We start from the raw sequence: 20668 nt of genomic DNA on the forward strand, positions 1-20668 counted from the left end.
CGAGGCGCGGCGGCGGCCTGGCCGATCTTCCGCGCATGGGTCCCCGGTGAGCAGTGTCCCGGCGCGTATGAACATCCATTAATTTCTTGACATTATTGGGGCCATGGGAGATTTAACCATACAGTTAAATATTTTAATCACATGGTTAAACCCTGGGACATAGGCCCGCTTGATATGACGAAAAAAAAGGAAACGATCCAGCCGAAGCAGAGGATTCTTCGGGCAGCCAAAAAGGAGTTCTCGGAGCAGGGATTCAGCGGCGCCCGCATGTCCGGCATAGCAAGGCGGGCCTCGGTGAACAAGGCCCTTATCCACTACTATTTCACGGACAAGGAGACCCTGTACATGGAGGTGCTGAGACAGATATTCAGGGGCGACGACTCCCCGGGATCCATCCCTGAATACCTTGGCAAATGGGACCTGACCGCATCCCAAAAACTCTATCTTATCATTTATTTTATCGTGAACATCTACCTGAGGGCGATGGACCCCGAGGCGATGCGCATCATCTTCTGGGAGCTCGCGGAAGGGAAGCGCTACCTCGAGTCACTGATCATGGAGTACGACATACCCCGCAAGAAGGTTCTCACTGCCGTGATGGAAGAAGGCTTTGCCACGGGCGAGTTCGAATCGGACTACCCGACCCTGGCGGCCATGAACATAACGACATTTATTTCTTTTTACGTGATAAACAGGGAGTTTTACAAGGGGAAGCCTTTATTCAAGGAGATGTACGGGGACATCGACGAAAAGGACGTGTTCGGCTACGTACTCGAGTACGTGTTCAAGTCCCTTACGCCGCGGGGAAAGCACTACAAGGTCCCGGACCTGCCCGAGGAGCTGAAAGTCATTCTGGAAGACCTGCTCAAATACCTTATTGAAAAAAAGAATGAACGGATCAACGAGGAAGTCTTCCGTCGCATAGAATCTTATCTTAAGAAATGAGCGCATGAAACCGTTTCAGGAGAAGAAGATGAAAAGAGTAGTGAAACATACGGCGATCATCTGCATGGTGGCTGGCCTGGCCTTTACGGCCGGGGCCCAGGAAGTGAAGGTCAATAAGGATGGCGCCGCTACAAAAGATGAAATTCCCGGCGTTGTCATCGACGCCAAGGCCCGGGCGGCCCGGGAGGCGCGGCCGATCAAGGTGGAAATGGCGGAGGAGCCGGCCCTGGTGCTGGGCGCCATGAAGATAACCCTGAGCCAGGCCATCGTATGGGCCGTGAAGCAGAACTATGACGTGCTGGCCGTGAGCTACGAGGTGGCAATGCTCGATACGCAGTATAACCAGTTCATGAAGAGGTTCGCGACCTACCTGTCCGCCGAGGGCGGGGTCGCCTATTCGAGGAACGTCCCTTCCCAGAAGACCTTTGCCGGTACTGACGTGACCCAGGCCAAGGTGAACGCCACCGTTGCGCATAAGTTCATGTCCGGGACCACGGTGGCCGGCGGCGTGGAATACGAGTATGACGCGATGAACCGCTCCAGTAGCCTTACCAGCTCCCTTTTTTCCAGCATGTACGGTCCGTCGCACCCGCACAAGCCGGGCATATTCATCTCGGTCCAGCAGGAGCTCCTGAAGAACGCCTTCGGCATCAACGACCGGATGACCCGGGACATCCTCAAGAACGAATCGAAGAAGCAGAAGGACCGGATCGTCTTCCAGCTCTCCCTTATCATCGTGCAGGTCATCGGCGAGTATTGGACCACGGTGATGAACAAGGTCTCCCTGGAGAACGCCGAGATGCTGGTCCGGGAGACGAAGAAGGTCCGGGACATGACGGCACGCAACGCCGCCTACGGCCTTGCCGACGACTATACCCTGGGCATGTACAACTCGATGCTCGCCGGGGCGGAGGCGAAGCTGGCCATGGCGCGGCAGAGATACCGGGAATCCCTGCGGGCCTTCCTCTCCACCATCAACATGGACGAGAACATTGACGTGACCGGAACCGCGGTCTTCACGAATAAGTACCCGGCCATCAATATCGAAGAGGCCCTGAAGACGGCATACCAGAAGCGGGCCGATTACATTAACGCGGTACGGGACCTGGAAAGCGCCAAGGCAGGGCTCAGGATCGCGGAGAACAATTCCCTGCCGTCGCTGGTCGCTTCCATCAACGGAAGGCTCACGTCGGAGAACAACAGCTTTTCCGACGCCTTCACGAAGGACCTCGGCCAGTTCAAGTATCCCCAGGTGCAGGGAAAGCTCATGCTGACCCATCCCCTGGGCGACAATGACCTCTACATCCAGGAGCGTAACGCGCGCTTCAGGATCAAGCAGGCCCAGATCCAGCTGGACAAGTATAAGCGCACCGTCAAGGACGACATCCTGAACGCGGCCGACAATATAGAAACCAGCTACCGGCTCTACCAGAAGGCGTCGGAGGCGCGCAAGCAGTCCGAGATATTCTACCGCGGCATGCTCCGCGACCTCGGCCTCGGCCGGCTTAATTCCGCCGTGGTGAAAAACGCCGTGGACGCCCTGATTCAAAGCCGCGAAGGGGAGCTGCAGGCCCTGGTGGGATACAATATCTCGCTCCTGATGTTCGATGTGTCCCGGAACATCCTGTTTGAAAAATACGGCATCGACGTCGAGCAGTATATTCCCAAGGACATAAAGAAGTAAGCTTTCCCCGCTGTCCCGGCGCGCCGGGACAGCGCCGTCCCCGGCGCGATCAATAAAAATAATTTGACGTGAACGCTCCGGTGGTGATAGTATTGCCCCCGTAGCATTCAATCCGGCGATGAGATGTCACGATGCCCTATGTTGCCAACTTCGGAGTGCTCCCGGCCTGGATCATTCTGTGGGACATCATCAACGCCATGTTCCTGAGCCACCATCCTCCCCTCTGCCACATCTACGCCCTTCCCGCGGTCATAGCCCTCTTCGTGACGCTCCACATAAGGGAAACCATGAAGAAGCGGATAGGGATGGAATTGCTTTACGGCAGGCTCAAAGACCGGATCGTGGACATGGGCCTGCCGCCGGGGGCGAGAGTTAATTATTTGACTCGATGCCGGATATCTGCTACAGTGACGCAACGGCGCACGTAAATTAATGTGAATATCATCGCATACCCATGAAGATCCACAAGAATCTGAAGGGCCTCATACAAAAGCAGTTCGGAGGCATAAAGGATATCCCCGTCGGGCTCCGTGATTTCGTGAAAGCCGTCAATGAAAAGTACACCCGCCACAGCGAGATACTGGACCAGTACCGCTCTATGATCGAGTCTATCGAGGAGGGTTACTATGAGGTCGATCTGGACGGGCGATTCATCTTTGTCAATTCGGCCTTTTGCGCGCTGTTGGGGTATTCCATTGACGAGATCATCGGCAAGAGCTTCAGGGAGCTTGTTCTGCCTGAAATGCACAACAGGATGTTCATGCTTTTCCACAAGGTCTTTGCCACGGGCGTTTCAGAGAAGATCGTGCAGGGCAGCTTTGTCCGCAAAGACGGCATCATCCGCCATGCCGAAGGTTCCGTGGCATTGCGCCTGGACCCGGAGGGGAGAACGATCGGCTTCGGCGGGATCATCCGCGACGTGACCGAGAAGAGGGCCATGGAAGAGGCCCTGCGCCAGAGCGAACAGAAGTGGCGCGTCCTGTACAACAACATCCCCGGAGGGAGCATCCTCCTCGACGCGGACCGGACCATTTCCGACGTGAACCGCATCACCTGCGGCATCACCGGGTACGGCTACGATGAGCTGATCGGGGAGGAGTGCGGCATTATCTGCCCCGAGAACCCGGAGACCTGCACCTGCCCTGTCATCAAGGGGAACCTGGAAAAGATCGATAACGCGGAGACCATGCTGAAAACCAAGGACGGCAGGCTGATCCCCATAATAAAGAGCGCCCAGCGCATCAGGGGGAACGAGGGCGAGGCGGTCCTGGTGAACTTTCACGACATATCCCGGATGAAGGAAGTGGAGGAGGCGCTGCGCACCAGCGAGGAAAATTTACGGAAGCGCAACCAGGCGATAGAGGACGATATCAAGACGGCCCAGCGGATCCAGCGGGCCATCCTCTCCACGACGATCCCTTCCTTCGAATGGATACGGGCCGATTACCGGTACCTTCCCCTGGAGGCCGTGGGGGGCGATTACTTTTCCTTCATACAGCTCCGCGAGGGCGGCCTGGGGGTCTTCGTCGGCGACGTGTCGAGCCACGGCGTTTCCGCCGCGCTGCACCTGTCGCTGGTGAAGGCGACCTCGGAGCGCGTGTGCCGGGTTATGGCCCTGAAGCCGGCCGACTTCATCACCACTCTCAACGATGAGCTCTTCGGCAACATGCCCCTGAGCTTCCTCACCGCCGTCTATGGCGTGTTCACCACGAGCGGCCCGGGAGAGGCCCGCTTCACCTTCAGCTCGGCCGGTCATCCCCACCCGATCGTGGTCCGCGCCGGCGGCGGCGCCGGGTACCTGAACTGCAAGGGGACCATCATCGGCATGTTCGAGGAGCTGGAATTCCATGAAAAAAGCGTTTCCCTCGCAAAGGGAGACAGAATTTTCCTTTACACCGACGGCATTCCTGAGACCGTGAACGAGAACAAGGAGAGCGTCAGCTACGACCGGCTGCCGGAGCTGGTTCTTTCCTGCAACGCCGGGACTCTGGAGGCGACCCTCGATAACATCATCGGGGAGATCAACCGTTTCAGGGGGAAGGTTGATCTGAATGACGATATAGTTCTGCTGGGATTCGAGTATCTCGGCACGTGAAACGCGGCCGGCGTGACGCGCCGGGCCTGAAATTTTGGAGGACCATGATGAGACAATGCGCCTGTGCGATGATTATGATGGCGGCGGTGCTTTTCGGGAGCTGCGCAAAGGACGCCGAGCCCCTGAGGGGCGTCGTCGATTTTATCGCCGGGGACGTGGCGCTTCTCTCCGGCGAACGGAGCGCCCCGGCGCGGGCGGGAGACGTCCTGACCGAGGGCATGAAGCTCCGGACGGCGGCGAATTCCTATGCGCGGATAAGCATAGGCGGCGACACACTCCAGATATACGAAAAGACCCTGATAGATTTTACGGCTCTTACGCGCCTTGTGAAGCAAGAGCGCACCACCATGGAGATGACCGTGGAAAAAGGGACCGTTCTGTGCAGGGTCTTCCTGAAGGTCAACAAGGGCGATTCGTTCCGCGTGTCGTCGTCGACGATGGTCGCAGCGGTCCGGGGCACCGAGTTCCTGTACGGAGTTGAGAACGGCCGGGGCGTGGTGGCCTGTTCCCGGGGATCCGTAACGGTCCGCCGCGCCGGAAGCGACGGGGAGATCGTCATCGGGGAAAACCAGATGGTCACCATCGATAGCGGTGAAAAGATGGCTACGGAGCCGATCCCCCGCGGCTATGCCTACAGGGACTTTTCTTTCGGGAAAAATTCGTACGAGAAAGGGGAGGCCGCTCCCGGCAAGGACACTGCGATGCGGACCGGATCGAGGCGGGACCGGGCGCCCCGGGGGGCGGACAGCGCGGATGCAGCCGTGAAACAGGATAAAACCGCGTCCGAAGCGTCCGAAAAGAAAGGCGCGGCGGATGCCATGAAAAAGGAAGGAGCCGCGAAGAAAAAAGCCGCCGGTACCGACGCGGACAAGACCCCGCCACGAAAACAGGGGGATGCCGCCGCCAATGCAAAGAAAAACCCGGCCGGCTCAAAAGAGGGGAAGAGCGCCGCGGACACGACAAGGCCTGACGGAGCCAAAAAGGACGCAGGGAAATCCGGGACAGCTGTCGACAAAAAACAGGAGAGCGGCGTTAAGGATTCGGGGAAGACCGATGCCGCCGAATCGGAATCCGGTGCGAATAAAAAGACGACGCGGACCGTGACCGGGAAGGAACGGCGGCCGGGCAGCTTCCTGGAAAAGCCCCGGGTGGATGAGCCGGAGGCGAAATGAGAAAGGTCCGGTTATAACCGCACGGGCTGTCGCGCCGGGACCGTCACGGCGGTAAAGTCCGGCGAGAAGGGCTCACCGGCCGATTTCACGGAGCCTTGTATCGCAGTTTTTTTCTCCCAGGGAGGAACCCACCCTGGTGTACAGGGGCCGGGCTTTCTGATACCGGTCCCGGGCCGCGGCCGTATTTCGAGAATAAAAGCTCACATCACCCAGGCTGTATATACAGTTCGCTTCGCCGAGGAGGGAGCCTGAGGAGCGATAGAGTTCCAGGGCCTCCTCGTAGCGCTTCCCCGCCTGTTCATAGGACGGCTTTTTAAAGAATATATCTCCCTTCATGAAAACGCAGTTGGCCTCGCCCAGCGTCGATTTGCCCTTCCGGTAGAGGCCGAGGGCCTCGTCGAAGCGGCTCCCGGCGTCGCGGTAGCGCTTCTTGTTCATGAACAGCTCGCCGATGCGGTAAATGCAGTTGGCTTCGCCGATGACGGAGCCGCCGGCCCTGTACCGGCGGGCCGCCTCGCGATAGAGCCGCTCGGCCCGATCAAAGCTCCGGTTGTTGGCGTTGATGGAGCCAAGCCGGTAGAGGGCGTCGGCGTCCTTTTTCCCCGAAGACGGAATGGCGGGAGTATTGATGGCCGCGTCGGAAAGCTTCTCCGATGACCGCCTGTTTTTTTTCGCCGCCGCCAGCTCCGCGAGGCGCAGAATGCACTCGGTCTTTTCAGGATAGGGATCGCTTCTCTCGTAGAGGTCCAGGGCATGGAGGTAGTCTTTTTCCGCTCCGTCGAGATCGCCCCGCGCGAGGGAAAGGTCGCCCAGCCTCATCAGGCAAAAGGCCTCACCCTGGACCGATCGCACGGTCCGGTACAGCTCGAGGGCCCTGAGATATTCCTCCCGGGCCGCGGTAAAATCCTTGGCCGCAAAGGCGATCTCTCCGAGCATCTTGCGGCAGTTGGCCGTTCCCAGGGGGGAGCCGGCCTTCATGTACAGGGCCATGGCCTTCCCGTACTTAGCGCGGGCCTCGCCGGCTGCGCCGGCGCTGAAGGATACGTCCCCGAGGCGCTTCAGGCAGTTGGCTTCGCCCAAAATCGACCGGAGCCGCGTGTAGATGGGAAGGGCCTGGGAATAGAGTTTTTCCGCCTTGCCGTAGTCGGGCACCTGGAGCGAAAGATCGCCGAAGCGCTTGGTGCAGTTGGCCTCGCCGAAGGACGATCCCGCCTCTCGGTAGAGCCTGAGGGCCTCCTGGAACCTCAGGTCCGCGGCGCGGTAATCGAACCTGCGGAAAGCGGCGTCGCCGAGGCGATTGACGCAGCGCGCCTCCCCATCCTTATCCTTTCCTCCTTTAAAAATATTCCGAGCGTCGGTGAAAGCCTTTTCAGCGTCGCGGCCGCGGTACCGGTAATCGAGGAGGATGTCCCCCCTGGCATATAGGGCCGCGGCGATGACATGTTTCAGGTTTTTTTTACGGGCCATTTCCTCAATGACGCGGGTCATGCGAAGCCCCGTATCATCGATGTAGTTGCTCTCGAGGGTCGCGGCGTGGGTCGCCGCTGATTGGAGCCACCGCTCTGTTATGATCTCCCTGTTGGCGTCAGCCAGCTTAAGGCGCCGTTCCGGCTTTTTCTCCAGTGCGATTTTTCTCAGCAGCGCGGTGTCCCGCGGTCCCCAGGGCCGGGCCTCGCCGCCGAAGCTTTCCATCCAGCAGGCGCATATCATCATTATAGCAAGAATGGCCCCATGCTTCAAGAATGCGGCATTTCTGCCTGGATTTGTCTTTCCCATGGCAAGGCTCCTAGCGTAAATCGCTGAATTTCGTTAACTGTTATTCGATGTAGACGGTTGATGCCATTTTGTCGAGGCATTTTTATGACAGAGAGCGCGCAAAAGATTATACGACATAATGCCCCATAGCTTGCTGTGGGGTGTTTTTAGAGAGTGAGCGCTTGCATTAGAATTTGAAGAAAACTCTGTCATAATGATGTTTTTTTTGATAAGAGGTCCTTTTAAATGCGTCTTTTTGGGAAATTTCAGCAAAAAAAGTTGAAAATCCCCTTCCTTTATAGTAATTTAATGTATTATGTCTCATTAAGATGGATGCCGCGCCCCTTCAGGGGCGCCTGCAAAGGAGGTCCATGGATGAAGCTTGAAGATTGCAAGAATTGCAGGTACCATTATAATTCACAGCTTGACGGCATTCTCTGCGAATACAGCGGCAGTATTGATTACCGGGTCATTACCGTTGATAAAAAGGAAAGGCCCCTTGTGGTCATGTGCCCCCTTGATATGCCCCTTCCAAAAAATGAATCTTCCATTGTCGCGGACAAGATGAAATTCCTGGTGAACATATCATAGGGGAGCCTTGCTATACAGCCGGTCGCCCCTTTTCTTCGTGACTCATCACCTCATGGCAGAGAAACAGCGCCCATTTCATGGAGCCCATCCCTCGCGGGGCGGCTATTGTCGCGTTCCCTGAAGGGAGAATTGTTTTTTTCTTGATTTACTGGGCTCCTGTACTAGAAGAAGATCACTCCAGGTGAAAGGCGGGTGCACTATGAAATATATTGCGAGTGTTTGTATCGGGTTGATGGCGCTGTCCGGCTGCGGGAGACTGGTGAAGGTTCCCGAAAAGGAACGGATGGTGCGGCAGGTGATCGACGTCAAGCTCCCGAAGAGCGAGATTTACGACCGGGCCCTGGAGTGGTGCGCGAAAAAGCTCGTCAATGTCAATGATGATATAGTCGTGAAGGACAAGGAAAAGGGCAAGATCATCGCGAAGGGGACGGGCAAGTATTCGGAATACTTCGACTTCCTGGTGGACAGGCAGTTCAGCTATAATTTGACAATCGAGGCCCGGGAGAACCGCTACCGCGTGACCTTCGACAACTTTATCGTGTATTATGACGAGCGGCAGATTCGGTCAAGCCCGATGGAGTACAAGTTCGAGATTGACAAGATTCGAAAGAAGCTGGACAGCCTCACCGCCAGCCTCCGCGAGCATGTGTCCCGGGGCGTTGCTGAAAAAGAAGAGAAAAAGGAAGAGGAATGGTAGGACGGCGGCGCGGCCGCGGTTTTAAAGCGATAACACTTCCGGCATGTACGTCTCCACGAACTTCTGGTCCTCCATGCCGGTGAGATCGCGGTGCTTCTCGGAACCCATCTGTATGAGCTCGGCCCCGCACTGGCACGTAAAATTGTTATCCCTGGCGTGGATGTGGCAGAAATATTTTTTCTCGCTGTTGGGATATTTGAAATAATCCTTGAGACTGTCGTTGGTGAGGTCCCGCTTCCTGGCCTCTATGATGTCCCTGGTAAGGATGATCGATTCCATGTTCCCTTTTTTGCATGTCACCAAGCGGGAATACTCTTCGCGGTTGTCCGCCGCCAGGAGCGTGTGCATGTCCTCCTCGCATACTTTCCTCTGGCATTCGTCTTTGGTGTAGTACTTGCGGATGATCAGGGCCCCGTACCGTCCGCCAAGGTATTTCCCGTACACGAAGATCCTCTGCTTTATCGACTCAAAACAGAGATAGATCGCGTCATCGGCATTGCCCGAAACCTGCGACGTGAGGTAGTCAATTTCCTTGCCGCAGGCGGTGCAACGTACCGCACCCTGGGTTTCCAGCAGTTCTCTGTCCCTGGTGCAGGCGTGGGTGTCGTTCATCGTGATACTCCCTCAGGCATATTTGGGGCGGGAAAGATTAACCTGTCGTATTTAAACCGTCCGTTCGGTATATGTCAACAATAATTCTAAAATGGCGGTATTAACCGATGCGTGGCATCAGTGCCCAGATGATCACCCATGAGCCGTTTTCCTGGTCCCTGTCAAGGCACACAATGCCGCCGTTCTGGAATTTGAACACCGGCCGCAGGGATGATCCGGTGACAAGGTGCGCCGCCAGCTTTTCCATGAAGGGAAGGTGTCCCACCACCATGGCGTTGTCCGCGGCGTTGAGTTTCCCGGCAAAGGACGCCACATCGTCGTTGGGTTCAATTCCCGGAATGGCGGTTACGGCGATATCGGCGCCGAGTCGGGCGGCAAAGATCTCGGCGGTCTCGCGGGCGCGCTTTTTACCGCTGTGCAGTATCGAGCGGACCGCGACCCGGTAGCCCTTGGCGACATCGGCGATACGCTCCACTTCGGCCCGGCCTTCGGCGGTGAGACCCCGTTCCGGGTCGACATCGGCCGGGGCGGCCTTGCCATGCTGTACCAAGAAGAGCGCCATGGATGCCTCCTATAATTCAATCTTCACTATATGGCTGGAAGCGTCTCCACCCATGTGGATGTCGATATTTTTCATCAGGGCCTGCTCCAGCTCATATTCGAACCTGGTGGTCCATTTATCCAGATCCTTTCCCTGGAGGTATTCCTTTGGAAAGATCAGCTCCACGGAAAAATTCGTCAGGGAGAGGGTGAATTTTTTTTCCTGCGTCGCCTCTCCTCCCATAATTATATCGATCTTTTCGGTCGATTTGTCGTGAAACTTCATGTCGATGGTTTCAAGGCCCAGCGTCTTCGACAGCACGCCGATTATTTTCATGTAATCTATTCCGGGCATTATTTCCCTCCGACGGGGCGCCTTTTGTTGAATGCAAAAACCGATTTATTATAATCCTTCCGGTTTATCCGCAGCATCCGGTCGAATTGGAGGTACCGGATCTTTAGGTAGTCGGCTTTGAATTCTCCGGTGCTTTCCATGAGGATTTTCAGGAGGGCCCCGGGGCTCGTGGTTTCGGGGTCGCGCCGTTTCATGGAAGGATACGCGCCGAGCTTCAGGAGCCGCAACACCGCCTCCGAGCAGGTGAGCTTCCACGGGCTCTGGTTCAGGTTCAGGGTGAAGCGGTTCCGGGACCATGACAGGACCAGGCTCTTCAGCCCTATGATGAAGGCGCTCCGGTAATCGAACTTGGTGCCAAGCCATTTGGAGAGCTGCTGGAGGGCGCCTTCGAGGGGCGGGCCGACGGGGCGGAACTCCGCCACCAGGGTGTTGTGGCGTATCCACCGGTCCCAGGGCCTGAGCTCGAAGCCCCATGATTCGGCCTGCATCACCATCCGCATCTTCAGTGAGGAGTCGTCGAAGGCGATGAAGGCGTGGCTGCAGGATGAGCCCGTGGCCCAGCGAATGATCCGTGACGACAGGAGCCTGGTCGTGGAAAACCCGATGGTTATGTTACAATTAATTTTTTGCTGTGCCATGATTTCAGGATCACCGCAACGGGCTATCGCTTCCGGCAAGTGTACGGGATTTCCGCCGGGGATTGCAAGTAAAATAATTATTATCACCCGCTGTAACATTCCTTCCCGGCGGGTAACAATAACAAGTAATCAACGTTGTTGCGGACCATGTTGTCGGAAATCATGGTTCTCGCCGCATGCCAGGTTGGCGAGAGAGCGCGATAACGCGCAATACAACAGTACATCATAACGCGGAGGATATATATGCGTAACAAAAAAATCTTCATGGCGGCCATTCCCGCGCTGTCCATGGCGCTGCTCCTGTCGCTCTTCTGCATGGGCCGCGGCGGGAAGCTCTTCGGCGCGCCCGGGGAATCCCCCCTGAAAAGCGGGAACACCGTGGCGGACGCGGTAAAGGTGCAGGACGCCTTTCGGAAAATATTCGAGATAAACAAGCACCGGGTGGTCTACATCAGCACCGAGCAGACAGTGAAAATGCCGCAGAATCCCTTCATGAACGATCCCTTTTTCAGGGAGTTCTTCGGGGCACCCCGCTCCGCCCAGCCGCGCACGCAGAAACGCACCGGCCTGGGAACCGGATTCGTGCTTTCCGAGGACGGCTATATATGCACCAACTTCCACGTGGTTAACGGCGTTGACAGGGTCAAGGTGAAGGTTGACTCCATCGTCTATGACGCCACCGTGGTGGGGTCCGACGAGCGGACCGACCTGGCCCTGCTGAAGATCAGCCCGAAGGAAAAGCTGGACGCGGTGTACCTGGGCGATTCCAGCTCAGTGAAGGTGGGAGACTGGGCCATCGCCATCGGGAACCCCTTCGGCCTGGACAGGACCTTCACGGTGGGGGTGGTGAGCGCCGTGGGACGCCGTGACCTCGACCTGATGGGCGATTCCCAGACCCATATCCAGACGGATGCGTCCATCAACCCGGGCAACAGCGGCGGGCCGCTCCTCAACGTGTACGGCGAGGTGATCGGCATCAACCGGATGATCTATTCGCAGACCGGGGGCAACATCGGCATCGGCTTCGCTATACCCATCAACACCGCCAAGGCGGTGCTGGAGCAGCTCAAGACCCACAAGAAGATCAAGCGCGGCTACATCGGCGTGCAGATCGTTCCCCTCACGGAAGAGTATGCGAAGGAGCTGGGGCTTCCGAACAACGAAGGCGCCCTGGTGGGGCAGGTGGTGGGAGGCGGACCGGCGGACAAGGGCGGCCTGCAGGTGGGCGACGTGATCCTGAAGGCGGGGGATTCCGCGGTCAAGGATTTCGGCGACCTGGTCGGAACCGTGGAGAAGACGTCCATCGGGAAGACCATCCAGTTAGCGGTGTGGCGGAACAAGGCGAAGATAAATCTTTTCGTGACTGTTGGCGAGAGGCCGTAAAGGCCGTATATTGGTATTATGCCGGGCGAATGGAAGTGAAGGAGTCGGGGCAATGGCGTCGGGGCGATTGTTTATACGAAAGCTGATCAATGTTCTTCAGTCCCTCCTGATACTGGGTATGATGGTGGCCATTTTTGCCGTCATCGGCCTCATGGTGGCGGGGAAGCTGGGGCTCCTGGTGGCCATACTGGCTGGCGCCATGATATTTCTCATGAGCCCCCGCCTTTCCCCCGCCATGGTGCTCCGGTCCTATAACGCCCGGCAGCTCCTCCCGGAGGAGGTGCCGGGCCTGTATCATGTCCTGGGTATCCTCTCGGAGCGGGCGGGCCTGAATTCCGTTCCCACCGTATATTATGTGCCGAGCAGCATCATGAACGCCTTCACCGTGGGACGCCGGGACCGGGCCGCCATCGTGGTCACGGACGGCCTCCTGCGAAGCATGACCAGGGAGGAAATGACCGGCATCCTGGCCCACGAGGTGAGCCATGTGGAGCACAATGACCTCTGGGTCATGGGACTGGCAGACGCCATCAGCCGCTTCACCAATATTTTTTCCACCGTGGGCTTTATCATGGTGGCCCTCTATTTTCCCCTGATATTGCTCGGGGGAGCGGAAATACCTTTCTGGGCCATCGGGATCCTGGTTCTGGCTCCCTATGCGACGGTGCTTCTCCAGCTTGCCCTGTCCCGGACCAGGGAATATGACGCTGACCTGAACGCGGTTAAGCTGACCGGGGACCCCCGGGGCCTTGCTGTCGCCCTGGAAAAGCTGGAGCACTACCCCATGAGGATCCGGGACCTTATTTTCATGCCCGGCAGAAGGGTCCCGGGACCGTCGGTCCTACGGACCCATCCCCATACAAGAAAAAGAATTGTTAAATTGATGGAATTGGCGGGAAAAAACAATAACCATGGGGCCAGGGCGGATTTTGGGAATGCCATAGGTTTTTCCAATGGGGGGGCAGAGCAGATATTACCCGGTCATTATTCCACAGTAACCAGGAAACCCCGCTGGCGGTTAGGTGGGACCTGGCATTAAAAAAATCAAAAAAAATTATCCAGAATATTGACGATTGGCTCTGTCCTATGTATATTTACTATGAAATTTGTTAGCACTCAATAAAGATGAGTGCTAACAAAATGAGATAAAAGGAGGCAAACTATGAAATGGGGATTGGCTAGATTAAGCGATGCGGATATCGCCCTTTCAACGGTTTTTGATGATTTTTTCAGAATGGTACCGGTTGACTTGGTGGGAGGAGAAGTATTTCCGAAGCTTGATGTCCATGAAGACGACAAGGCGGTCCATGTAAAGGCTGAGATTCCCGGTCTGGATGAAAAGGACCTTGATGTTACCTTGAAGGAAAACACCCTGACGATTTCAGGCGAGAAAAAAGAAGAGAAGAAGGAAGAGGACAAGAATCGGAATTACCACTACTGCGAAAGGTCCTTCGGTTCCTTCTCGCGGACCATAGTCCTGCCCGAAGGCATCAAGGCCGACGGGGTAAAGGCGAATTACAGGAACGGCATCCTTGATATCGAACTCCCCAAGGGAGAAGCTGCACAGCCGAAAAAGATCAATGTGGAAGTGCATTGATGAGGCCGGGGGGCTTTCGGGGGCAGTTTGAAGGCCCCCCGTGAAATACGTGTACAGGATTAAAAAGCAATGGGAAGAGGCCCGGCCCCAGGAAAGAGGCCGGGCCTCCTGCTAGGAAAAAAGGAGGAAGCATATGAGCAAAATAATAGGAATAGATTTGGGAACCACCAACTCGTGCGTGGCCGTCATGTCCGGCGGCGACCCGGTGGTCATCCAGAACAGCGAGGGACAGCGCACCACGCCCTCCATCGTAGCGTTCAATGAAAAGGGTGAGCGCCTGGTGGGCCAGGTGGCCAAGAACCAGATCATCACCAACCCGGCCAACACGGTCCGGTCGATCAAGCGGTTCATGGGCCGCCGCTTCAACGAGCTGAAGGACGAGATTGCGATGGTACCCTACCGGGTGGTCGATGACCGGGGCACCGTCAAGGTCGGCACAGAAGCCGGCAATTTCACGCCCCAGGAGATATCGGCGCGCGTTTTGCAGAAGATGAAGCAGACCGCGGAGGATTACCTCGGCGAAAAGGTGACGAAGGCGGTCATTACCGTGCCGGCGTACTTCAACGACGAGCAGCGCCAGGCCACCAAGGATGCGGGACGCATCGCCGGCCTCGAGGTGGAGCGGATCATAAACGAGCCCACCGCGGCCGCACTGGCCTACGGCATTGACAAGAAGGGAAAGAAGAACGAGAAGGTCGCCGTCTACGACCTGGGCGGCGGCACCTTTGACATATCCATCCTGGAGCTGGGGGACGGCGTTTTCGAGGTGAAGTCCACCAACGGGAACACCCACCTGGGGGGCGACGATTTCGACCAGCGCGTCATCCAGTGGCTGATCCAGGAGTTCAGGAACCAGTCCGGCATCGATGTATCCGGCGACACCATGGCGCTCCAGCGCCTCAAGGAAGCGGCCGAGAAGGCGAAGATCGAGCTGTCGAGCAAATCCCAGACCGAGATCAACGTGCCGTTCCTCACGGCCGACAAGAGCGGCCCGAGGCACATGATCCTCACCCTGACCAGGGCGAAGCTCGAGCAGTTGATCGGCGACCTGATCGAGTCGACCAGGCAGCCCTGCGTGCAGGCCCTCGAGGACGCGGGCCTAACCGCCGGCGACATCGACGAGGTGCTCCTGGTGGGCGGCTCCACCCGGATACCGGCGGTGCAGGATCTGGTGAAGAAGATCTTCGGCCGCGAGCCGAACCGGAGCGTGAATCCTGACGAGGTCGTGGCGGTCGGCGCGGCGATCCAGGGAGGCGTCCTGGCCGGAGACGTCCATGACGTTCTCCTCCTTGACGTGACCCCGCTTTCCCTGGGGATCGAGACCCTGGGCGGCGTCATGACCAGGCTGATCGAGCGGAACACCACGATCCCGACGAGGAAGAGCCAGGTCTTCACCACGGCCGAGGACAGCCAGCCGGCGGTATCGGTCCACGTGCTTCAGGGCGAGCGGGAGCTGGCGGCCCACAACAGGACCCTGGGAAGGTTCGAGCTCGTGGGCATAGCCCCGGCGCCGCGCGGCGTACCCAAGATCGAGGTCGAGTTCGACATCGACGCCAACGGTATCGTCCACGTGTCCGCCAAGGACCTGGGGACCGGGAAGGAGCAGCGGATACGCATCGAGTCCTCCGGCGGCCTCAGCGACGCGGAGATTAAGAACATGGTTAAGGAAGCCGAATCCCACTCCGAGGAAGACCGTAAGGTCAAGGACCTCATCGACGCCCGGAACGAAGCGGATTCCGCTGTCTACGCGGCTGAGAAAATGCTGAAGGAAAACGGCGACAAGATCCAGCCGGACGAGCGCAGTAAGATTGAAGGCGAGATCGCCTCGGTCAAGAGAGCCATGGAGGGAGATGACGTTTCAGCGATACGGTCGGCAAAGGCCGGCCTTGAGCAGGCCGCGGCGGGGTTTGGCAGCAGGCTCTACCAGAATGCCGGCGGCCCGCAGCCCGGGGCACAGGAGCCTTATGGCGGCAGCCAGGAAGCGCGGCCTGACCATGGACCGGCGGACCGGCAGCAACACGGCAACGGCGAAAAAGTCTACGACGCTGAATACGAGGTCGTGGACGACGAACGGAAAGCCGGATAACATATAGGAGACCTTTGGTAGAAGCGGGTCCTTTGAAGGCGGGATCGCATGACCCCGCCTTCATGGGGGCCCGTTTTTTTTGGGGATATCCCAATTGAACATAATCGCTTTTTTGTTTGACTTAATATTTCATTGTGCTATGATGGAGCATTTGCGAGATAAGGCCATGATATCCATAGGGGGGCCGAGTGCTCATAGTTTTTCTTTTAACGATTCTGTGCTTATCCATTGCTTTACATCTGTATTACTTGATCAGGTATGTGAGGATCCGTACCGAGTCTTTGCTGCGCAAATACATCAATACCGCGGTCGTCAACCTGGTCACCGCCGGTATCTGCATCATCATTGCCATATTCTATCCTGAGCAGATCCGGAAAATCAGGGGGCCCCTCCTCATGTGGCTCATCTCCGGCGTCCTGATGATCCTGGCCTTCCTGCTGCAGGTTTCGATCTTAATCCGGATCTACAACAGGGCCAAGCTGCCTGAACACTACCATTATAATTTCTTCGGGAAAAAAGTGCTGCACTCGTCGGTGGCCAGGCCGATGGAGGTGGCCCTCTTCTTCGCTTCCATTCCGATGTTTCTCGCCGCCGGCGCCTATTTCGTGGCGCGGTTCATCAGGTTTTTCATCTAGCGGTTTCCTGAAAAAATCCATCAGCGAAAGAATCATCGGCATCAAAAAAATATTGATCGCCCGGGATCGTCATTATAGTGTGCCGCCATGTATGGCGATGAAACCTATGATGATGCGTCGATAGTCCGCGAGTTCCGTGAGACCTATGGCCCGGGGAAGGGGCGAAAAGTGGCGGCGAAGCCCGATGGGGCCATGATCAGGAAATTCCGCTCCGTCATTTACGGCTATTACCGGAAGCACCGTCGCGATTTTCCCTGGCGCCGCACCGATGATCCGTACCATATCCTGGTCTCCGAGATCATGCTCCAACAGACGCAGGTGGCGCGCGTGTCTGAGAAGTTCGTGGAGTTCGTCGGGTCATTCCCCACGGTGGAGGCCCTGGCCGCGGCGCCCCTCGCACGGGTCCTGGCGGCGTGGCAGGGGATGGGCTACAACCGCAGGGCCCGGTATCTCCACGAGCTGGCGTCGGCGATGGTGTCCGGGCACGGCGGTGCCGTTCCGGACGATCCTGCGGCCCTGGCGAAGCTTCCCGGCATCGGCAGGGCCACGGCGGCCTCCATCTGCGCCTTTGCCTTCAACAGGCCGACGGTCTTCATAGAAACGAATATCCGCGCCGTGTTCATTCATTTTTTCTTTCACGGAAAGAGGAAGGTGAGCGACGGCGATATCCTTCCCCTGGCTGAAGCGGCCCTGGACCGGAAGGATCCCCATCACTGGTATTCGGCCCTGATGGATTACGGCGCCATGCTCAAGCGACGGCATCCCAACCCGTCCCGGAAGAGCGCCCACCATCAGAGGCAGAAACCCTTCGAGGGATCCCGGCGCCAGCTCCGGGGAATGGTGCTCCGCGCTCTCCTGGAGCATCCCGGGATCACGGCCGGAAGGCTGTCGGCCATCATGGGGCGCCCGGAAGATGAAGTGGCGGACGTCGTGGACGGCCTTGTCAAGGAAAAGCTCGTTTCAGTGAAGGGAAGGGCGCTCTACCTGTAGCTGCAGGTGATGCCGACGGCGGGTTTCTGGTGTCGCGGGGCGGGCGGATCACTTCCCTTCGTCGAGGGTCACCCGCGTGCCGGACCAGCTTCCGCCGTCGGAATCGGAATCATTCATGCCCCAGGCGCCGTCGATGGAGTTCCCGTCGTCGGAAAGGATGAAGTAGCCTTTGCCATGCTCGCCGTTGGGCTGGGACCAGGTGAAGTCCAGCCTGTTCCCGGTCACGGCGCCGTCGATGATCCCCTTGAACTGCCCGGTATAATGGCCCATCACCTGCGATCCTTTCTGGGTCATCCTCATGGGGCCCCAGTTGGTGTTCCAGGCGCCGGTGAAGTTCAGGGTTTTTGACTGGCCCGCAGCGGCGCCAATGACGAGGGCCCAGGCGCAGAGAAGGGCGACGATTTTTTTCATAGCATCCACTCCTTGATGAATATGCGACGGCCCGAAGCGATAGAGCTGCGCGACCGTTCTTTACTTAAACGTCACGACCATCACTTCGTTGAAACCCTCGGATTTTTCCGGGAGCTCGATCCTGCTATTGAGCTTGTAGATGACCTCCTGCGGCACTGCAAGGGCGGACTTGCTGTTGCGATCCAGGCACTGTTCCAGGGTCCTGTTAAGAAATACGGCGCCGATGGTTTTTTTGGTCTGTCGCGCCAGGTCCAGGATGGCCTGGCGGGACCGCCTGGTGATAAAGGTATTGATGAGGAGGATCTTCTTTTTCTGGTGGGCCAGGTGCTCTACGATCTTCCGCTCAATATGCTTGACCAGGGCGTCGTTTTCCTCGGAAAACCGGTCGGGGGTCCACTGCTCCCCGAAATTGGTCATTTCATAGACGTTTCTGCGGATCTCGGAGCGGCTTATGCGGCTCCGGCCCATGCCCTGGAAATACTTTTGCGCGAACTCCATCTTTCCCGAACCGTAGAGGCCGCATAACAAAACTATATCGAGATTTTCCATTTTAGAAATATCCATGGCTGACTCCTTTTTTATAGTATAGGATAAGGAGTTGCCGTTGTCAATAAAAAACAGGGGGAGCCACAATGATTGCTCATTATGGATTTCAAAACCGGCGGGAATAACAGCCTCTGCTCAATGGCGGAACATGGCAGTTTATGATTGACTAATTTTTCGGGCCCCCTATCATTCAGCTTCAATAAAGGCTCAATCCGGCGCAGGGTCGCCGGCACCGTGTTTTACATTATGAACAGAAATGCACCACGCTATTTTATCGTCGCGGCACTGCTGATGGGCGCCGCGCTTATGCTCGGCGGCGCCTGTCGGCCCGGGCCGGATCGCTCCGACCCGGATACCGTCCGCCCGGGGCAGCGGCTTTCGGTCGAGGGGCCATGGAGGATCAGCCTCGGCGACACCATGGCCTTTGCGGCCCCTGAATACAACGATTCTTCATGGGACACGGTGCGCCTGCCGGGAAGCATGATGCGCTACGCCCTGGATAGGACCGGTTCCATTGAAGGGACCCTCTGGCTCAGGAAGACCATCGCCATAGACGCGAAGACCCCCCGGGATGACATGGGCCTGGTCCTCGGCAGGATCGGCAACGCCGACGAGGCCTATTTCAACGGGGAAAAGATCGGCTCCACGGGGAGGTTCCCGCCCCGGGAGCTTTCGATGTGGAACCACCCTCGCTTTTATACGGTGCCGAAATCCGCCATCCGCTTCGGCGCGGCCAATGTCATCGCGGTGAGGATCCGCTATTATCTGTTCAGCGAGGTCCTGGGCCTCCTGGCCCTCGACGGCATGGAAGAGTTCCAGGCCGGGCGGAATTACGGGAATTTTTTCCTGGTCACCATGAATTACATCATCATCGCCGCGGGTGTGCCCATATTCCTGGTCTTCTTTTTCTTTTTTATCAGGCGGCGGTCGTCGGAGGAATACCTCTACTACTGCCTCCAACTCCTGTGCGGCCTCGTCGTTATCCTGGAGCTGTGCAATTACTGGAACACCTACGGAACCGTGCTGCTGCGCTTTAAGATGCTCGGCATCGGGTGGGCGGCCCTCAACGTGGTGCATCCGATCTTCCTGCACCGCATTTACGATATGCGAAGGAAGAAAATAGAAAGGGCGCTCTGGCTCTACCTGGCCGTCGTGCTGGCCATGGCGGCCCTGTTTACGGACGCCGGCACCCTGCGAAGCAACGGCATCCTCATGATCTCCGTGACCGTCGGCATCGGTTTTTACAATTTTTCGTGCCATGTCTCCGCGCTTTACAAGAAGAGCCCCTACGCGAAGCTCTTCGGTTTTTTCGGGAGCGCCGTGGTCATCACCGCCATTCATGACGGGTTCATTTACCTCTTCAAGTTCACCGGCTATGAGGCTCACTGCGGCTTCCTCTTCCAGTACATGCTCTTCCCCTACGGAGCGGCGCTGCTGTACACCGGCACGACCCTGGTGCTGGTGTCGCGGCAGATAGGCCTGATGGATGAAATAGAGGACCTGAACACAAGCCTGGAGAGCTTTCTCATCGAGAAGGCCCTGCTCAATGACCGGCTGTCGCAAACGGAGGCCCAGAAGAAAACGCCCTCCCTGAGCATCACGTCGCGGACCGAGGAGAAGATAAAGAAGGTGAAGGAGTACATCGAGGATAATTACACCTCGGACCTGTCGCGGGAGGGCCTGGCCGCGTCGGTGGAGGTCCATCCGGACAACCTGGGCAAGCTCTTCAAGACTTACACGAACCAGAAGCTGGGCGATTACATTTATGAGCTGCGCGTCAGGGATGCCGCGAAAAAGCTCGTTGAAACCGATGATAATATCATCGACATCGCCTTTTCGGTCGGCTTTGAGAGCCTGCGCACCTTCAACAGGATATTCCCCAAGTTCATGGGCGCCACGCCCGAGAAATACCGCAGGCAGCACAGGCAGTGACCGG

21 protein-coding genes are annotated in these 20668 nt (G+C 57.4%); 14 read left to right on the top strand and 7 right to left on the bottom strand.

The features are described from left to right. The first annotated feature begins 174 nt into the window (after positions 1-174). From KA369_18455 to KA369_18475, 5 genes are all read left to right on the top strand, one after another. Positions 175-945: a TetR/AcrR family transcriptional regulator gene (locus KA369_18455; GenBank protein MBP7737966.1), complete on the top strand. Its 771-nt coding sequence runs from the start codon at positions 175-177 to the stop codon at positions 943-945. Between the two features lie 28 nt (positions 946-973). Continuing rightward, a complete protein-coding gene (locus KA369_18460) occupies positions 974-2629 on the top strand; it encodes a TolC family protein (protein MBP7737967.1) in 1656 nt (551 codons plus the stop codon). 131 nt (positions 2630-2760) lie between these two features. Then, a complete protein-coding gene (locus tag KA369_18465; protein MBP7737968.1) occupies positions 2761-3057 on the top strand; it encodes a hypothetical protein in 297 nt (98 codons plus the stop codon). Between the two features lie 26 nt (positions 3058-3083). Next, positions 3084-4724, top strand: a complete 1641-nt coding sequence (locus KA369_18470; protein ID MBP7737969.1) for a PAS domain S-box protein — start codon at positions 3084-3086, stop codon at positions 4722-4724. Positions 4725-4768: 44 nt separating this feature from the next. Further along, the gene (locus KA369_18475; GenBank protein MBP7737970.1) at positions 4769-5896 is read left to right on the top strand and encodes a FecR domain-containing protein; all 1128 of its coding nucleotides are present in this window, start codon (positions 4769-4771) and stop codon (positions 5894-5896) included. 72 nt (positions 5897-5968) lie between these two features. Here KA369_18475 and KA369_18480 read toward each other — a convergent pair whose 3' ends face one another. After that, positions 5969-7672: a tetratricopeptide repeat protein gene (locus KA369_18480; protein MBP7737971.1), complete on the bottom strand. Its 1704-nt coding sequence runs from the start codon at positions 7670-7672 to the stop codon at positions 5969-5971. Positions 7673-8026: 354 nt separating this feature from the next. On the opposite strand from KA369_18480, the gene KA369_18485 reads away from it, so the two are divergent. Together KA369_18485 and KA369_18490 are read left to right on the top strand one after the other, a co-directional pair. Continuing rightward, positions 8027-8242, top strand: a complete 216-nt coding sequence (locus KA369_18485; protein MBP7737972.1) for a hypothetical protein — start codon at positions 8027-8029, stop codon at positions 8240-8242. 199 nt (positions 8243-8441) lie between these two features. Then, on the top strand, positions 8442-8939 hold the full coding sequence (locus KA369_18490; protein ID MBP7737973.1) for a DUF4468 domain-containing protein: 498 nt from the start codon (positions 8442-8444) through the stop codon (positions 8937-8939). A gap of 21 nt (positions 8940-8960) precedes the next feature. On the opposite strand, the gene KA369_18495 is transcribed toward KA369_18490, so the two are convergent. From KA369_18495 to KA369_18510, 4 genes are all read right to left on the bottom strand, one after another. Beyond that, a complete protein-coding gene (locus tag KA369_18495) occupies positions 8961-9551 on the bottom strand; it encodes a hypothetical protein (protein MBP7737974.1) in 591 nt (196 codons plus the stop codon). 100 nt (positions 9552-9651) lie between these two features. Further along, positions 9652-10113 carry a phosphohistidine phosphatase SixA gene (gene sixA / locus KA369_18500; protein MBP7737975.1) on the bottom strand — a complete coding sequence of 154 codons (462 nt, stop codon included), beginning with the start codon at positions 10111-10113 and terminating at the stop codon, positions 9652-9654. Positions 10114-10122: 9 nt separating this feature from the next. Continuing rightward, on the bottom strand, positions 10123-10446 hold the full coding sequence (locus KA369_18505; GenBank protein ID MBP7737976.1) for a hypothetical protein: 324 nt from the start codon (positions 10444-10446) through the stop codon (positions 10123-10125). Beyond that, positions 10446-11084: a hypothetical protein gene (locus KA369_18510; GenBank protein ID MBP7737977.1), complete on the bottom strand. Its 639-nt coding sequence runs from the start codon at positions 11082-11084 to the stop codon at positions 10446-10448. Before KA369_18510 ends, KA369_18505 begins: the two co-directional genes overlap by 1 nt. Positions 11085-11327: 243 nt before the next feature. Between KA369_18510 and KA369_18515 the strand changes: the two genes are divergently transcribed. The 6 genes from KA369_18515 to KA369_18540 all read left to right on the top strand — a co-directional run bounded on the left by KA369_18515 (position 11328) and on the right by KA369_18540 (position 17775). Next, positions 11328-12467 (top strand): trypsin-like peptidase domain-containing protein, encoded by a 1140-nt coding sequence (locus tag KA369_18515; protein MBP7737978.1) that lies wholly within the window; start codon positions 11328-11330, stop codon positions 12465-12467. 52 nt (positions 12468-12519) lie between these two features. Beyond that, the gene (locus KA369_18520; protein MBP7737979.1) at positions 12520-13506 is read left to right on the top strand and encodes a M48 family metalloprotease; all 987 of its coding nucleotides are present in this window, start codon (positions 12520-12522) and stop codon (positions 13504-13506) included. A gap of 123 nt (positions 13507-13629) precedes the next feature. After that, positions 13630-14064, top strand: a complete 435-nt coding sequence (locus KA369_18525; protein ID MBP7737980.1) for an Hsp20/alpha crystallin family protein — start codon at positions 13630-13632, stop codon at positions 14062-14064. A 133-nt stretch (positions 14065-14197) separates the two neighbouring features. Beyond that, positions 14198-16150 carry a molecular chaperone DnaK gene (dnaK, locus tag KA369_18530; protein ID MBP7737981.1) on the top strand — a complete coding sequence of 651 codons (1953 nt, stop codon included), beginning with the start codon at positions 14198-14200 and terminating at the stop codon, positions 16148-16150. Positions 16151-16431: 281 nt separating this feature from the next. Next, positions 16432-16785: a hypothetical protein gene (locus KA369_18535; GenBank protein MBP7737982.1), complete on the top strand. Its 354-nt coding sequence runs from the start codon at positions 16432-16434 to the stop codon at positions 16783-16785. A 192-nt stretch (positions 16786-16977) separates the two neighbouring features. Beyond that, complete coding sequence (locus KA369_18540; GenBank protein MBP7737983.1) at positions 16978-17775, top strand: A/G-specific adenine glycosylase; 798 nt, start codon at positions 16978-16980, stop codon at positions 17773-17775. A gap of 48 nt (positions 17776-17823) precedes the next feature. On the opposite strand, the gene KA369_18545 is transcribed toward KA369_18540, so the two are convergent. After that, positions 17824-18186, bottom strand: a complete 363-nt coding sequence (locus KA369_18545) for a hypothetical protein (protein ID MBP7737984.1) — start codon at positions 18184-18186, stop codon at positions 17824-17826. 60 nt (positions 18187-18246) lie between these two features. After that, positions 18247-18750, bottom strand: a complete 504-nt coding sequence (locus KA369_18550) for an AAA family ATPase (protein MBP7737985.1) — start codon at positions 18748-18750, stop codon at positions 18247-18249. A 228-nt stretch (positions 18751-18978) separates the two neighbouring features. On the opposite strand from KA369_18550, the gene KA369_18555 reads away from it, so the two are divergent. Further along, complete coding sequence (locus KA369_18555; protein MBP7737986.1) at positions 18979-20664, top strand: helix-turn-helix transcriptional regulator; 1686 nt, start codon at positions 18979-18981, stop codon at positions 20662-20664. The last annotated feature ends 4 nt before the right edge of the window (positions 20665-20668 follow it).

The sequence above is a fragment of the Spirochaetota bacterium genome, assembly GCA_017999915.1.
Lineage (GTDB): Bacteria > Spirochaetota > UBA4802 > UBA4802 > UBA5550 > RBG-16-49-21.

Bases quoted from the DNA above. Each gene is read 5' to 3' on its own strand.
- KA369_18455 (MBP7737966.1), top strand. From the start codon at position 175: ATGACGAAAAAAAAGGAAACGATCCAGCCGAAGCAGAGGATTCTTCGG.
- KA369_18460 (MBP7737967.1), top strand. From the start codon at position 974: ATGAAAAGAGTAGTGAAACATACGGCGATCATCTGCATGGTGGCTGGC.
- KA369_18465 (MBP7737968.1), top strand. From the start codon at position 2,761: ATGCCCTATGTTGCCAACTTCGGAGTGCTCCCGGCCTGGATCATTCTG.
- KA369_18470 (MBP7737969.1), top strand. From the start codon at position 3,084: ATGAAGATCCACAAGAATCTGAAGGGCCTCATACAAAAGCAGTTCGGA.
- KA369_18475 (MBP7737970.1), top strand. From the start codon at position 4,769: ATGATGAGACAATGCGCCTGTGCGATGATTATGATGGCGGCGGTGCTT.
- KA369_18480 (MBP7737971.1), bottom strand. From the start codon at position 7,672: ATGGGAAAGACAAATCCAGGCAGAAATGCCGCATTCTTGAAGCATGGG.
- KA369_18485 (MBP7737972.1), top strand. From the start codon at position 8,027: ATGAAGCTTGAAGATTGCAAGAATTGCAGGTACCATTATAATTCACAG.
- KA369_18490 (MBP7737973.1), top strand. From the start codon at position 8,442: ATGAAATATATTGCGAGTGTTTGTATCGGGTTGATGGCGCTGTCCGGC.
- KA369_18495 (MBP7737974.1), bottom strand. From the start codon at position 9,551: ATGAACGACACCCACGCCTGCACCAGGGACAGAGAACTGCTGGAAACC.
- sixA (MBP7737975.1), bottom strand. From the start codon at position 10,113: ATGGCGCTCTTCTTGGTACAGCATGGCAAGGCCGCCCCGGCCGATGTC.
- KA369_18505 (MBP7737976.1), bottom strand. From the start codon at position 10,446: ATGCCCGGAATAGATTACATGAAAATAATCGGCGTGCTGTCGAAGACG.
- KA369_18510 (MBP7737977.1), bottom strand. From the start codon at position 11,084: ATGGCACAGCAAAAAATTAATTGTAACATAACCATCGGGTTTTCCACG.
- KA369_18515 (MBP7737978.1), top strand. From the start codon at position 11,328: ATGCGTAACAAAAAAATCTTCATGGCGGCCATTCCCGCGCTGTCCATG.
- KA369_18520 (MBP7737979.1), top strand. From the start codon at position 12,520: ATGGCGTCGGGGCGATTGTTTATACGAAAGCTGATCAATGTTCTTCAG.
- KA369_18525 (MBP7737980.1), top strand. From the start codon at position 13,630: ATGAAATGGGGATTGGCTAGATTAAGCGATGCGGATATCGCCCTTTCA.
- dnaK (MBP7737981.1), top strand. From the start codon at position 14,198: ATGAGCAAAATAATAGGAATAGATTTGGGAACCACCAACTCGTGCGTG.
- KA369_18540 (MBP7737983.1), top strand. From the start codon at position 16,978: ATGATCAGGAAATTCCGCTCCGTCATTTACGGCTATTACCGGAAGCAC.
- KA369_18545 (MBP7737984.1), bottom strand. From the start codon at position 18,186: ATGAAAAAAATCGTCGCCCTTCTCTGCGCCTGGGCCCTCGTCATTGGC.
- KA369_18550 (MBP7737985.1), bottom strand. From the start codon at position 18,750: ATGGATATTTCTAAAATGGAAAATCTCGATATAGTTTTGTTATGCGGC.
- KA369_18555 (MBP7737986.1), top strand. From the start codon at position 18,979: ATGAACAGAAATGCACCACGCTATTTTATCGTCGCGGCACTGCTGATG.